This is a genomic window from Actinoplanes nipponensis (assembly GCF_016862275.1).
Lineage (GTDB): Bacteria > Actinomycetota > Actinomycetes > Mycobacteriales > Micromonosporaceae > Actinoplanes > Actinoplanes nipponensis.
Map to the genome: position 1 here is coordinate 48,042 of NZ_BOMQ01000032.1, position 13,429 is coordinate 61,470.

At 73.8% G+C, this 13,429-nt stretch carries 10 protein-coding genes and 1 tRNA gene; 4 read left to right on the forward strand and 7 right to left on the reverse strand.

All coding sequences use genetic code 11. The features are described 5' to 3' along the window. Positions 1 to 6: 6 nt before the first annotated feature. Positions 7 to 1,404, reverse strand: coding sequence for a trypsin-like serine peptidase (locus tag Ani05nite_RS14370; protein WP_239129911.1), 1,398 nt, complete (start codon positions 1,402 to 1,404; stop codon positions 7 to 9). 112 nt (positions 1,405 to 1,516) lie between these two features. Here Ani05nite_RS14370 and Ani05nite_RS14375 point away from each other — a divergent pair, with 112 nt between their 5' ends. After that, complete coding sequence (locus Ani05nite_RS14375; RefSeq protein WP_203768645.1) at positions 1,517 to 2,722, forward strand: DUF4032 domain-containing protein; 1,206 nt, start codon at positions 1,517 to 1,519, stop codon at positions 2,720 to 2,722. Positions 2,723 to 2,747: 25 nt separating this feature from the next. Here the strand turns inward: Ani05nite_RS14375 and Ani05nite_RS14380 are convergent, their stop codons facing one another. Further along, positions 2,748 to 4,526, reverse strand: coding sequence for a potassium channel family protein (locus Ani05nite_RS14380; protein ID WP_203768647.1), 1,779 nt, complete (start codon positions 4,524 to 4,526; stop codon positions 2,748 to 2,750). Positions 4,527 to 4,645: 119 nt separating this feature from the next. Here Ani05nite_RS14380 and Ani05nite_RS14385 point away from each other — a divergent pair, with 119 nt between their 5' ends. Together Ani05nite_RS14385 and Ani05nite_RS14390 are read left to right on the forward strand one after the other, a co-directional pair. After that, on the forward strand, positions 4,646 to 5,191 hold the full coding sequence (locus Ani05nite_RS14385) for a hypothetical protein (protein WP_203768650.1): 546 nt from the start codon (positions 4,646 to 4,648) through the stop codon (positions 5,189 to 5,191). Positions 5,192 to 5,255: 64 nt separating this feature from the next. Continuing rightward, a complete protein-coding gene (locus Ani05nite_RS14390; RefSeq protein ID WP_203768652.1) occupies positions 5,256 to 5,726 on the forward strand; it encodes an MSMEG_6728 family protein in 471 nt (156 codons plus the stop codon). 3 nt (positions 5,727 to 5,729) lie between these two features. On the opposite strand, the gene Ani05nite_RS14395 is transcribed toward Ani05nite_RS14390, so the two are convergent. Then, entirely contained in the window at positions 5,730 to 6,158 is a 429-nt protein-coding gene (locus tag Ani05nite_RS14395) for a GNAT family N-acetyltransferase (RefSeq protein ID WP_203768654.1), read from the reverse strand. Between the two features lie 19 nt (positions 6,159 to 6,177). Next, positions 6,178 to 6,254 (reverse strand) — tRNA-Thr (locus Ani05nite_RS14400). 173 nt (positions 6,255 to 6,427) lie between these two features. Here Ani05nite_RS14400 and Ani05nite_RS14405 point away from each other — a divergent pair. Then, the gene (locus Ani05nite_RS14405; RefSeq protein ID WP_203768656.1) at positions 6,428 to 7,510 is read left to right on the forward strand and encodes an ABC transporter ATP-binding protein; all 1,083 of its coding nucleotides are present in this window, start codon (positions 6,428 to 6,430) and stop codon (positions 7,508 to 7,510) included. A 65-nt stretch (positions 7,511 to 7,575) separates the two neighbouring features. Here Ani05nite_RS14405 and Ani05nite_RS14410 read toward each other — a convergent pair whose 3' ends face one another. Genes Ani05nite_RS14410 through cysS form a run of 3 tightly spaced genes read right to left on the reverse strand, consistent with a single transcriptional unit; the run spans position 7,576 to position 13,426 of the window. After that, positions 7,576 to 10,827, reverse strand: a complete 3,252-nt coding sequence (locus Ani05nite_RS14410; RefSeq protein ID WP_203768658.1) for an Hsp70 family protein — start codon at positions 10,825 to 10,827, stop codon at positions 7,576 to 7,578. Positions 10,828 to 10,883: 56 nt separating this feature from the next. Next, positions 10,884 to 12,011 carry a 23S rRNA (guanosine(2251)-2'-O)-methyltransferase RlmB gene (gene rlmB, locus Ani05nite_RS14415; protein WP_203768660.1) on the reverse strand — a complete coding sequence of 376 codons (1,128 nt, stop codon included), beginning with the start codon at positions 12,009 to 12,011 and terminating at the stop codon, positions 10,884 to 10,886. After that, a complete protein-coding gene (gene cysS / locus Ani05nite_RS14420; protein ID WP_203768661.1) occupies positions 12,011 to 13,426 on the reverse strand; it encodes a cysteine--tRNA ligase in 1,416 nt (471 codons plus the stop codon). Before cysS ends, rlmB begins: the two co-directional genes overlap by 1 nt. Positions 13,427 to 13,429 lie beyond the last annotated feature (3 nt).

A 13,429-nucleotide genomic window follows, 5' to 3' on the forward strand; every position in this document is an offset into this window, starting at 1 on the left:
GGTACGTCAGAGATACGACTTGATCTTGGCGACGAGCAGGTCGGCGCGGACCCCCGAGTTCGGGCAGCCGCCGAAGTGGTGCAGCGCCACCACCCGGTTCGTCCGGCGGGAGAGCACCGGGCTGCCGCTGGAGCCGCCCTCCGTGTCGCAGTAGTACGAGACGTCGGAGTCGCGGGCGTACCCGTCGAAGGCCGGGTCGACGACCGCGCAGGTCCCGGCCCGCTCGCCGCGGCGCCCGGCGATCCGGGTCGGCTCGCCGGCCGGGTGCTGCGGCACGTAGAGCTCCTGTCCGCGGGCCGGGCGGATCCGGTCCAGGGTCAGGTAGCCGAACTTCTGCACCGACCGGAAGTTGCCCACCGTGAACAGCGTGTAGTCGAGCACGTGCTCGGTGGCCAGCACCTTGTCGCCCCAGACCTTCGTCGGCCGGAACACCTCGAAGCCGCCGCAGGTGGCGCACTGGTAGTTGAACCAGACCTCGGTCTCGTACGCGTTGGCCGAGCTGTCGAAGCAGTGGTTGTTGGTCAGCATCCGGTTCTTGGCGCCGACCCGCCAGCCGGTGCACAGCTCGGTCCCGTTGATCAGCAGCCGGGCGATCGCCTTGGAGCGGGTGTAGGCCACCGGGTCGGCCGATCGGTAGCAGACCGCGTCCGAGCTCTGGTTGGAGCCGCAGACCGACTCCTCGCGGCCGGTCCGCCCGGGCGCGGTCAGCTGCTCCTCGGGGATCCGGGCCTGCTCCTCGTGCGTGTAGCCGCGGGCCACCCGGTCCACGTTCACGCCGAGCCGGCCGAGCAGCGAGCCGACCAGGCTCCCGCCGCCGCGGTGCATCTCGACCACGGCGGTGTCGCCGGTGATCGACATCGCCCACCGGCCGGCGGCCCCGCGAGCCGCCGGCTTCGGCGCGTCGTAGCGGTGGGACTCCTCACCCCGGGCGTCGGAGACCGTCAGGTAGTCGCCGGGCAGCATCGCCATGCGGCTGAAGTGCACCTTGACGTAGGACGCCCGCGGGTAGCGGAAGACCTCGCGCTCGGGTGCGCCGTACCCCAGCAGCTTGTCGGTGGACAGCAGCTCGCCGACCTGCTGCCGGCCGTCGCTGCGCACTCGAGCGGACTCGGGCGTCCCGGCCCCGGGCTGCGCGGCCGGGGTCGCGGGCGAGGCCGGGGGTGAAGCGGAGGCGGACGCGGGCCCCTGCGGCTCCGCGGCCCCGGGGCCGGCCGTCGCGGCCGCGCCGCCGGTCGCGGGCTGCTCCGCGGAGACGGGGGTACGGGACGAGCCCGCCTCCCGCCAGGTGCCGACCGGGCGACCCTCGTCCGCCGAGTACTTCCAGGCCGCCGCCCCAGCCGTGCCGGCCAGGGCCAGGGCCGCACTCGCCCCGACGACGATGCTCACCGCGCGTCGCAAATCCACTCCCGCCCCTCGAGTCACATCACCGACATAAGAAACATTCCGGCGATCTCGCTTCTGTGTAACGAGCCACGTGCGGCAGCGACGCGCGCCCCGGACCGTGCACACTGGGCTCGTGCGCATCACGTCCGCCCTAGTCGACCCGGCACTGCTGGACCTGCCGTGGCACGTGCCGCTCGAGGAGTGGCCGGCCGAGCACCTGGTCGCGCTGCCGCAGGGCATCTCGCGGCACATCGTCCGGTTCGTCAAGCTCAACGACACCGTCTACGCCCTCAAGGAGACCCGGGAACGGATCGCCGAGAAGGAGTACGACCTGCTCCGCGCGCTGGAACGGATCGACTTCCCGGCGGTCGAGGCGGTCGCCATCGTCAACGACCGCCAGGACGACGAGGGCGAGCCGCTGGAATCGGTGCTGATCACCCGGCACCTGCAGTTCTCGCTGCCGTACCGGGCGCTGTTCTCCCACACGCTGCGGCCCGAGACGATGAACAGGCTGCTCGACGCGCTCGCCGCGCTGATCGTCCGGATGCACCTGACCGGCTTCTCGTGGGGCGACTGCTCGCTGTCCAACACGCTGTTCCGGCGGGACGCGGGCGCCTTCGCGGCGTACCTGGTCGACGCCGAGACGGGCAACCTCTACCCGAAACTGTCCGAGGGCCAGCGCAGCGAGGACATCGAGATCCTGCGGCTGAACATCTTCGGCGAGTGCCTCGACCTGGAGGCCGCCGAGCTGCTGCACGAGGCGATCGACCCGGAGGCCGTGGTCGACGACATCGTGGCCCGCTACGAGCGGCTGTGGCACGAGGTCACGTACGAGCAGGAGGTGTCCCGCGACGCCCGGCACGACATCGAGGGCCGCATCCGCCGGCTCAACGAGCTGGGCTTCGACGTCGCCGAGGTGGACATGTCCACGGTGGACGGCGGCTACCGGGTGCGCCCCAAGGTGGTCGACGCGGGCTACCACACCCGCCGGCTGCTGCGCCTGACCGGCCTGGACGCCGAGGAGAACCAGGCCCGGCAGCTGCTCAACGACCTGGACGCGTACCGGGCCGAGTCGGACCTGATCGACGAGCAGCAGGCCGCGCACCGCTGGCTGACCGAGGTCTTCGAGCCGGTGGTCCGGGCGGTGCCGGCCCACCTGCGCCGCAAGCTGGAGCCCCAGGAGATCTTCTCCCAGATCATCCAGCACAAGTGGCTGCTCTCCGAGCGGGCCGGTCGCGACGTCGGCATGGCGCCGGCCGTGCAGTCGTATCTGACCGACGTGCTCGCCCACAAGCCGGACGAGCAGGCGGTGCTGGGCGTCGAGGTCAGCGCGCTCTGACCGCGTTCCGCGGCGGCCACGGTCCTCAGTGGTCGTCCAGCAGCATCGGCTCGGCCGGCGGCGTCGCCTGCTCGACCAGCGCGCGCAGCCCGGCGCGGCGGGCCACGATCATCACCCGGTCCCCGGCGGTCAGCACCCGCCGCGCATCCGGGGTCCAGTCCACCCACTCCTTGCCGGCCGCGGCCAGGCCGATCACCCGTACGCTCAGCGGCCGGTCGGCCCGGCTCAGCGGCCCGCCGTCCAGCGGTGAGCCGGCGTGGACCTGCACGCTCGCCACCAGCAGGGCGTGCCGGTCGACCGGGATCGTGGCGAGCACGTCGCGGTCCAGCATCGCCGCCGCGAACGCGGGCGCGGCCAGCCGCGACACGCTGCGCGAGATGTCGATGCTGAAGGCGGTCTGCACCCGCCGGGCGAAGTCGTCGTCGAACAGCCGCAAAACCACCCGCAGGTCCGGGCGGACCGCCCGCGCGTTCAGCGCCGCCTGCAGGTTGGTGACGTCGTCGGTGGAGAGCACCACCAGCGCCTTGCTGGTGCCGATGGAGGCCGCCCGCAGCGTTTCCTCCCGGGCGGCGTCCCCGACGATGAACGGCACGCCCAGCTGCTCGGCGATCTTGGCGCCACGGGCGTCGGCGGCCCGGTCGATGGCGACCACCTGGAGCCCCAGGTCGACGAGCTGGCGCAGTACCCGGGTGCCGACGTTGCCGAGCCCCACCACCACGATGTGGTCCTCGTAGTCCGCCGTGGCGGTGCCGCGGGACAGCGCCAGCCGGGCGTTCACCATGCCCTCGACCACGGCCGCCGTGATCAGCGGCAGCAGCGCGAGCCCGGCGATCGTGAGCACGAGCTGTGCGGCCTGCGCTACGCCGTTGCGGTTGATCTCCACATCGGACGATCCCACGGCGGTCAGCAGCGTCACGTAGATGGACTTCCAGAACCCGTTCACGGGGTCGGCGTGCACCAGCACCGCCCCCGACACCACGGTGACGATCAACGTGGCCAGGACGGCGATGCCGAGCTTGCGGCTCAGCGCGGCCCGGACCGCCCGGCCCAGCACCCGCAGCGGGCGCCGGCGCCGGCGGGCCCGGACCAGCCGCTGGGCGGCCACCGCCTGCCCGGCGGGCCGCCCGGTCGCCTCGGCCAGCACCAGGTCGGCGGGCCGCCGCAGCTCCGGCGCCGGCTCGGCCGGCAGCACATCGACCCGGCCGGCGCCGTCCGCGGCGGTCAGCGCGCAGACCACGTGCTCGGGGCGTACGTCGGCCCGGCGGGCCAGGTACAGCGTGCGGCCGGCCAGGCGGACGTGGGTCGGCGCGACCTCGCCCAGTGAGGCGGCGACGAAGGCCGGGGCGGCCATCGCCGCGTCGGAGAGCACCGCGCAGTCGGCGAACAGGCGGCGCACGCCGTAGCCCAGGCCCGTGTTGAACATCCGGATGACCAGCCGCAGGTCCGGCTCCACGGCCTGGGCGCAGAGCGCCGCGTGCAGGTTGACCACGTCGTCGGGCATCACCAGGGCCAGCGCCGCCGCGCCGGTCAGCCCGGCCGCGCGGAACGCGCGCTCGTCCAGGCGGTCGGCCCGGATCACCCGGACGCCGCGCAGGGTGGCCAGATCCGGTACGTCGGCCCGCAACCGCGCCGGCACGATCACCGTGAGCCGGATCCGGTGACCGGCGTTGGCCAGCTCCTCCGCGACGGTGTAGACGAGCGGATCGGCGCCGCAGATCACGAAGTGCGGGCGGGCGTCGCCGGTACGCCGCAGCCGCGAGACCAGCGACCGGCCGGGTGGTTCACGGACGGGTTCGACGGCCATGGCCGCATCGTAGCCAGCCGATCACCGCCGCCCCGCCCGGTCGCGCCCCGAACCCTCCCCGCGGAAGGCTCGTTGCCCTTGCCGACTGTTCTGTCCGCATTCCTGCTGGAGGATTTTCGATGCGCAAGTGGTTCTACGCCGGGGCAGTGGCCGGCGGTCTCCTGCTGCTCGGCGCGGCGCCCGCGCACGCCGACGGGGTCCCGGCGCCGGCCGGCGGCCTCCTCGGGTCCCTGGACGGCGAGCCGGGCAGCGGCCTGACCAGCCTCGTCCCGGCCAATCTGCTCGGCGGCGGCCTGATCGGTGGCGGCCCCACCGCCGACGGCCGCACGGCACCGGCCTCGGCACGCCAGGAGTCGGCGCTGTTCGACGGCGGCGTGCCGCTGCTCGGCGGCCTCGGCGGGCTGCTGCCGGCGAACGAATCGCCGCGCACGCTGCCCGGGGCCGGCTACGACACCCTCTCCGGCCTGCCCGCCGGCGGCACACCGGTCGACCCGACCCTGGTGGACCCCGCCCCGACGGATTCAGCCGGCGCCGCGGCGGCGAACCAGCCGGTCGACGACCCGCGGCTGCACGAGGAGCCGATCGACGACGAGGCCGGGGGCCGGAAGCGGACCTTCTCCGCCGGTGGCCGGCCGATCGCCGGCGAGGACCGGGACTTCCGCTAGTCCGGCGCCGCCCGGGCGGCGTCGCCGCGGCGCGGCCCGGGACGCCATGGCGGAGGATCACCGCATGCAGACCTTTCTCCCCTACCCGGACTTCCGGGCGAGCGCCCGGGCGCTGGATCAGAAGCGGCTCGGCAAACAGCGGGTGGAGACGGTCCAGGTGCTGCGCGGCCTGACGGTGCCCACCTACGGCTGGCGGCACCATCCGGCGGTGAAGATGTGGATCGGCTACGAGGAGGCCCTCGTCCGCTACGGCCTCGACATGTGCGAGGTGTGGGTGGCCGCCGGCCGGGCCGACACGACCGCCGCCACGATGCGCGCCGATGTCGCCGCCGCCCGGGGCCTCACCGTGATCCGCGACCAGGCCGAGCTGGCGGCGGCCGGCGAGCTGCCGCCGTGGCTGGGCGACGAGGCGCTGCACCGGAGCCACCGCTCGGCCCTGTTCCGCAAGGACCCGGAGTTCTACCGGCCGCTGTTCGGGGCGGTGCCGGACGACCTGCCGTACGTGTGGCCGCCCTCGGACCGCCCGGTCCGGTGACCGTCACGACGGCTGCTCGCCCCCGGCCAGATCCCAGTTGAGCAGCAGGAAAGGCGTCTCCTCGGTGGCCCCGGCCCGGCGGTACGTGGCCTGCGCGGCCTCGTTGTCGACCTCGGTGGCCACCCACATGCCGTAGCAGCCGCGCTCCCGGGCGATCACGGCCAGCGCGCGCACGAGCGCCGTCCCCACACCCTGCAACCGGGCCACGGGCGCGACGCCGAGCTCGTAGACGAACATCTCCGTACCCTTGTCCGGGTGGGTCATCTCCACGCCGGAGACCATGCCGACCGCCCGGTCGCCGAGATAGGCGAAGAGCAGATGGTGGTCCGGCCGGGTGAGGAACCGCTCGGTCGCGTCCGCCAGCGGCGGCGCGTCGAAGAGATCAGCGGCGAGGTGTACGGCCGCGGCGTCCACGACCCGCTCGATGCGCATGGCGTCACCCTAGGGCGAATGGAGCCCCCGGTCGGAATCGAACCGACGACATCCTGTTTACAAGACAGGTGCTCTGGCCAACTGAGCTACAGGGGCGCGGGAATCAGCATACCGGTTGCCCCCTGACAGGCCGAAACGCCCTTTAGCGGGCGCTCGCCTTGGCAGTACGGGAAAAACCATTTACGGTGACGGCGTGTGGCTCACCACACGGTTCCTCCCACTCGGATCGTCCGGCACGTTCCTGCCGGTGGAAAGGAAGTCGGTTCACCATGGCTACGGTCACGTACGACAAAGCGTCCCGGATCTACCCGGGGCAGGAGCGCCCGGCGGTCAACGAGCTCGAGCTCGAGATCGGCGACGGCGAGTTCCTGGTGCTGGTCGGCCCGTCCGGCTGCGGCAAGTCCACCAGCCTGCGGATGCTCGCCGGCCTCGAGGACGTCGACCGCGGTCGCATCCTCATCCAGGGCAAGGACGTCACCAACCTGCCCCCGAAGTCCCGCGACATCGCGATGGTCTTCCAGAACTACGCCCTCTACCCGCACATGTCGGTGTACGAGAACATGGCGTTCGCCCTGAAGCTGCGCAAGACCCCGAAGTCGGAGATCGACCGCCGGGTCAAGGAGGCCGCCGCGCTGCTCCAGCTCGACGAGTACCTCAGCCGTAAGCCGAAGGCCCTCTCCGGTGGCCAGCGCCAGCGTGTCGCCATGGGCCGCGCGATCGTGCGTGAACCGCAGGTGTTCCTCATGGACGAGCCGCTGTCGAACCTCGACGCCAAGCTCCGTGTCCAGACCCGCTCGCAGATCGCCACGCTGCAGGCCAAGCTCGGCATCACCACCGTCTACGTGACCCACGACCAGGTCGAGGCCATGACGATGGGCCACCGGGTGGCGGTCATGCTCGACGGCGTGCTCCAGCAGTGCGACACCCCGCGGGCGCTGTACGACAAGCCGGGCAACGTGTTCGTCGCCGGCTTCATCGGCTCCCCGGCCATGAACATCAAGACGGTCGGCCTGACCGAGGGCGGGGCGAGCTTCGCCGAGCTGGCCGTGCCGCTGACCCGCGAGCAGGTCGCGGCCGCGCAGGGCAACGGCAAGGTGACCATCGGCTTCCGCCCCGAGGCGACCGACCTGGTCTCCCCGACCTCGGGCGGCCTGCCGATCGTCGTCGACCTGGTCGAGGACCTCGGCTCGGACGCCAACGTCTACGGCCACGCCGCCCTCGAGGGCAGCTCGGAGCGGTTCGTGGTCCGCACCGACCGGCGCAACATGCCGACCATGGGCGAGACCGTGTACATCAAGCCGCAGGCCGAGCAGGTGCACGTCTTCAACGCCACCAGCGGCGAGCGCATCTGAGCCGGGTAGGCAGCTGAACAGGCTCGACGGCCGGGCGGTTCCCTTCGGGGGCCGCCCGGCTCCCGTTATCCGGCGAACCGCTGGATGAGGAAGTCCTCGTCGGCGACGCAGGCCACGTGACTGGTGTCCCAGGCGCAGCTCGCGGACCGCACCCCGGCCAGCGCGCCGAGCGGCACCGCGTCGTCGCCGACGTGCTCGCCGGCCAGCGCCGGGTCGTCCGCCGTGGTCGACAGCGGCTTGGAGAACTGCAGCGTGTTGCCGGCGTCGAGCCGGGCGACGACGCCGGGCCGGGTCCAGGCGACGCGGCCTTCGCCGTCCAGCAGGCTCACCTGGGCCGGCGCGGTGTTCCGCCGGACGAGAACGGCCTCACCCACCGCGACGATGTCGTCGGCGTCGGCCACGGCGCGGCGCCACACGACCCCGCCCTTCGCCGCGTCCACGGCCACGACCTGCGCGGTGGCGGTCTCGTAGCCGGTGGTCTCGACGAGACAGATCCGGTCCTTCCCGCACGGCGTCAGGTGGTCGAGCCGGGCGTTGCCGGTGGCCGGCGTGTAGAGCACGGTGGGGCCGAGCTTCTCCAGGTCGTACGCGAAGAGCCGGTGGGCGTCGCGGGACTCGGCCACGAACAGCCGGCCGTTGTGCGCGACCATCTTGTCGTCGGTCTGGGCCACGCCGGGCCGGGGACCCGCCACCACGTCACCGGACTCCGCGTCGATGACCCGGGCCGACTCGTCGGCGCCGACCTGCACGATCCGCTGGTCGTCGTCCAGCCGGTCGGCGAACGGCACGCCGCCGGGGGTGGCCGGGCCGGCGACGTCCTCCTCGGTGGTCACGGCGACGACCGCGGTGGTGGTCAGGTCGTACGTGCTCTTGGGGTTCTTCAGCTCCCAGCTGCCCCGGCCCTTGGCGCCGATCTCGAGCCCGACCAGGCGGCCCTCCTTGCTGTCGGAGAGCACCACCCTGCCGCCGGCGAAGGTCAGGCCGTCGTCCCGCGCGATCGTGCGCTCCCAGAGCTTGTGGCCGTTACCGGGATCGAGCAGCACCATCCGGCGCATGCTGGTGCCGGAGTCGGTGGCGGTGATCGCGACGACCGCGTCCGGCAGCGCGAGGAAGAACTCCCAGCGGCTCGCGGTGCCGGCCTCGGTGCTGCTCCACAGGGTCTTGCCGGTGTCGGTGGCCGCCGCGACGACCCCGAGCGTGCCGTTGTCGTCCGCGCCCGCGAAGTAGGCCCGGCCGTCCCGCAGCGCGGTGGCGTTGAAGGCCGACGTGACCGGCACGGCCGGCTTGATCCGGTGCAGCTCGGCCAGCGGCCGGTAGTCCAGCCCCGGGTACCGCGGCCAGACCAGCGCGACCACGGTCGCGGCGATCCCCAGCACGACGACCGTCGCGGCCGCGACGATCCAGAGACCCTTGCGCCGGTACGCCGGAAGCACGGCGCGCGCCGCCGGTTCGCCGGACGGCGCGGGATCGGGATGCGTCGAGGCCAGCCACGACTCGGCCCCGGACGGCGCCGGACCGGCCGACACCGGGCTCGCCGACCCGGGGGCGCCGGACACCGGGTGCAGCATCGGGCCACCGCCCACGTTGCCGAAGGCGGCGGCCTCGCCGGTGGCCCACGGGTCGACGGGCTCGGCGTAGTGCGGCTCCGCACCACCCTGCGGCCCGGCGGTGTGCTGCCCGGGGGCCTGATGCCCGGGGGCCTGCTGCCCGGGGGCCTGCGATGGACCGGCAGAAGGTGGGGCGGCAGGCGATGGGGCGGCCGGAGGCGCCCCCGTCACGCTCGAAGCCGAAGCCCGCTGCGGGAGATCGGGGAACGCAGCAGGCTCGCCCGCTGCCACGTCCGTTTCCGTGACGGCGACGGCCGGGGGGCCGATGGCCTCGGTGGCGAGCAGCGGAGCCGCCGCGGCCGTGGGCCGGTCCAAGCCGGCCCCTTCCCGGCCGGCGGGCTCGGCCGCAGCCGCGACCAACCGGCCGACGGGGCCGCCGGCAGCGGGAACCGACCGGCCGACGGCATCGCCGGCAGCCGCGACCGGCCGGCCGGCGGTTCCGGCGCTCTCCGCATCCGGCCGGTCGCCGGCCGAGACGGCGGCGGCGTCCCGATCCACGGAGGCCGGAGCACCGTCCGGGACCGGGTGGGCCATCGTGTCGGTCGGCGGGGGCACCGCGGCCGGGCGCATCGGCTCGGCCGGCGTCACCGCGTTGTCGCCCGGCGCCGGGGCGGCCACGATGATCGCGCCCTCCGCCACCGGCAGCTCCGGCTGCTCCAGCACGGTCGGCGCGATGCCCAGCTCGCCGTGCAGCAGCCGGGCCACCTGCGGCACCCGCGACGAGCCACCGACCAGGAACAACCCGGCCAGTTCGGTCGGCGCCACCCCGGCCGCGCCGATCACCGCGGCGGCCTCGGCCACCCCGCGGCGCAGCAGCGGACCCGCCACCGCCTCGAACTCGTCGCGGGTCAGGTGCGCCGCGTGCTCCACGCCCGGGATCGGGACCGGCGCCAGCGCCGTACGCGACAGCATCTCCTTGGCCCCGCGGACGTCCTCCCAGAACTGCCGCCGGGCCCGCCACTGGGCCAGCGTCACCGGCTCGGTCAGCGCCGCCCACGCGGCCGGCTCGCCGCGGGACAGCTCGGCCCCCAGGTGCTCGACCAGCGCCGCGTCCAGGTCCAGGCCGCCGAGGTCGTCGACGCCGCCGGACGCCGCCACCGTGAACCGGGGCAGCCCGTCCGGGGTCACCCCCGCGTTGCGGACCACGGCGATGTCCAGCGTGCCGCCGCCGAAGTCGAAGACCGCCAGCGCCGACCCGACCGGCACCGGGCGGCGCAGCACGTCGGCGAAGTAGCGCGCCGCGGCGACCGGCTCGGGCACCAGCGCCGTGGCCGGGGGCCAGCCGGCCCGGGCCAGCGCGGTGGTCAGGACCTCCCGGCGCCGCGCGCCCCAGGCCGCCGGGTAGGTCAGCACGGCCGGCGGCAGGAAGCCCGCGGCCGCCACGGCCTCCCGGGCCACCGCCCCGAGCAATGCGGCCAGCAGGTCGGCCGTCGGCACGTCGGCCCCGCCGAGCAGCACCGTCTCGGCGTCCACGTGGCGTTTCGGGTGCGGCTCCAGCCGGCCCGGCTCGGCCTGACCGAGCCGGACCGCGTCCCGGCCGACGTGCAGCCGGCCGGTGGTGTCCAGGTAGACCGCGGAGGGCAGCAGCGGCTGGCCGTCGAAGAGCAGCGGCCGGGTGCGGCCGTCGGGCCGGCGCAGCATCGCCACCGTGTGCGAGGTGCCGAGATCCACGCCGAGCAGCCAGCCGTCGCGCGCCAAGCCGTCGGTCATGCCCTGCTCCTCCGCGCCACGGTCCACCGGGCCGTCACGTTACAGGCCGGGCCCGGCTACCCGTAGATGCGGCGGCGGGACACTTCCGCCAGGGTGACCGCGGCGGCGACGCTGGCGTTCAGCGACTCCACCTCGGACATCATCGGGATGCTGACCCGCAGGTCGCAGGTCTCGCCGACCAGGCGGGACAGCCCGCGACCCTCGGAGCCGACGACCACCAGCAGCGGGCCCACGGCCGCCTCGAGCTGGTAGAGGTCGGTCTCGCCGTCCGCGTCCAGGCCGATCGCGGTGAAACCGGCCTGCTGGGCGGCCTTGATCGCCCGGGTCAGGTTGACCACCTGCGACACCGGCACCCGCGCGGCCGCGCCGGCGCTGGTGCGCCACGCGGTCGCCGTGATGCCGGCCGCCCGGCGCTCGGTCATGAAGACGCCGTGCGCGCCGAACGCGGCCACCGAGCGGATCACCGCGCCCAGGTTGCGCGGGTCGGTCACCCCGTCGAGGGCCACCAGCAGCGGCGCGGTCTGCTCCATCGCCGCGGCCAGCAGGTCCTCGAAGTTCTCGTACGCGAACGGGGGCACCTGCAGGCCCACGCCCTGGTGCAGGACGCCGCCGGTCATCCGGTCGAGCTCGAGCCGGCTGATCTCCAGGATCGGGATGCCCCGGTCGCCGGCCGTGCGGACGATCTCGGTGACCCGGTCGTCGATGTCGATGCCCTGGGCGACGTACAGGGCCGTCGCGGGGATCGACGCGCGCAGCGCCTCGGTCACCGGGTTGCGGCCGAGCAGCAGCTCCGGACCCTCCCGGGTCGGGTTGGACTTGCGCCCGGGGGCGACCCGGGGACCGGTGCGACCCTGCGCCCGGGCGCCGCGCTGCTGCGCCGGCCGGCCGGTGGTGCCCCGGCCGCCGCCGCGACCCCAGGTGGTGTCCTTGGTGCCCGGGATGCCGACCTTGGGCGCCCGGCCCTCGGCGGCCGCCGCGCGGCGTTCCTTCTCCTGCTTGCGGGCGGTCTTGTCGGGCAGCTTCTCGGTGCCGGAGTAGCCCTTGTGCCAGGGCCGCTCGTCGGCGGGCAGGGTCTTGCCGCGGCCCTTGAGGCCCGAGCTCGAACGGTTCTTGCCGCCGGAGCCGGCGGTCGCGCCCTTCTTGGCCGTGACGCGCTTGCTCACATTGAACGAATTACCCGGCATCAGTGCTGCTCTCCTACCGTCCAGCGCGGCCCGGCCGGAGTGTCCTCCACCTGAACTCCCGCATTCTTCAGCTGGTCGCGGACCGAGTCGGCCGCCGCCCAGTCCTTGCGTGCGCGCGCCTGCGCGCGCTGCTCCAGCGCCAGTTTCACCAGCGCGTCGACGATCGGCTTGAGCTCGCCGCCGGTGTCGCCGGCGGTCCACGCGGGGTCGAGCGGGTCCAGGCCCAGCACGCCGAGCATGGCCCGCACCTCGGTGAGCGCGGCGCGGACGCCGGTCTCGTCGCTCGCGGCCAGCGCGGTGTTGCCCTCACGGATCGTGTCGTGCACGACGGCCAGCGCCGCCGAGGTGTTGAGGTCGTCGTTCATCGCCGCGGCGAAGGCCGGCGGCACGTCCTTCGGCCGGCCGGGGCCGACGACCTCGACCGCCCGCTGCACGAAACCCTCGATCCGGCGGTACGCCGTGGCGGCCTCCCGCAGCGCCTCGTCGGAGTAGTCGATGCGGGAGCGGTAGTGCGGCACGCCGAGGTAGTAGCGCAGCTCCACCGGGCGGATGCCCATGGCGAGCACCGCCGCGACGTCGATGACGTTGCCCAGCGACTTGCTCATCTTGGCCTCGCCGAGGTTGAGCAGCGCGTGGTGCACCCAGTACCGGGCGAACGGCAGCCCGGCGGCCTGCGACTGGGCGATCTCGTTCTCGTGGTGCGGGAACGTCAGGTCGAGCCCGCCGCCGTGGATGTCGAACTCGGCGCCCAGGTAGCGCCGGGCCATCGCGGAGCACTCGATGTGCCAGCCCGGCCGGCCCCGGCCCCACGGCGACGCCCACGACGCGTCGGCCGGCTCGTCGGCCTTGACGCCCTTCCACAGCGCGAAGTCGGCGGGGTGGCGCTTGCCGCGTTCCGGGGCCTCGCCCGCGGACAGCATGTCGTCGATCTTCTGGCCGGACAGCGAGCCGTAGGCGCCGAAGCTGGGCACGTCGAAGTACACGTCGCCGGTGCCCTCGGCCGACACGTACGCGTGACCCAGCTCGATCAGCGCGGCGATCAGCTCGTGCATCTCGGTGATGTGGCCGGTGGCCAGCGGCTCGTAGGTCGGCGCGAGCACGTTGAGGGAGCGGTAGTCCGCGTCCAGGACGAGCTTGTTGGCGTACGCGATCGCCCAGAACGGCCGGTCGGTCTCCTGCGACTTCACCAGGATCTTGTCGTCCACGTCGGTGATGTTGCGCACGAAGGTCACGTCGAAGCCGATGTGCAGCAGCCAGCGGCGCAACACGTCGTAGTTGATCGCGGAGCGCAGGTGCCCGATGTGCGGCACGGACTGGACGGTCAGGCCACACAGGTACACACCGACCTGACCGGGCGTCAGCGGGACGAAGTCCCGGACGGATCGGGTCGCGGTGTCGTGCAGGCGGAGCGTCACCGT

Coding starts and splice junctions, on each gene's coding strand:
- Ani05nite_RS14380 (WP_203768647.1), bottom strand. CDS start 4,526: ATGGCCGTCGAACCCGTCCGTGAACCACCCGGCCGGTCGCTGGTCTCG.
- Ani05nite_RS14385 (WP_203768650.1), top strand. CDS start 4,646: ATGCGCAAGTGGTTCTACGCCGGGGCAGTGGCCGGCGGTCTCCTGCTG.
- Ani05nite_RS14390 (WP_203768652.1), top strand. CDS start 5,256: ATGCAGACCTTTCTCCCCTACCCGGACTTCCGGGCGAGCGCCCGGGCG.
- Ani05nite_RS14395 (WP_203768654.1), bottom strand. CDS start 6,158: ATGCGCATCGAGCGGGTCGTGGACGCCGCGGCCGTACACCTCGCCGCT.
- Ani05nite_RS14405 (WP_203768656.1), top strand. CDS start 6,428: ATGGCTACGGTCACGTACGACAAAGCGTCCCGGATCTACCCGGGGCAG.
- Ani05nite_RS14410 (WP_203768658.1), bottom strand. CDS start 10,827: ATGACCGACGGCTTGGCGCGCGACGGCTGGCTGCTCGGCGTGGATCTC.
- rlmB (WP_203768660.1), bottom strand. CDS start 12,011: ATGCCGGGTAATTCGTTCAATGTGAGCAAGCGCGTCACGGCCAAGAAG.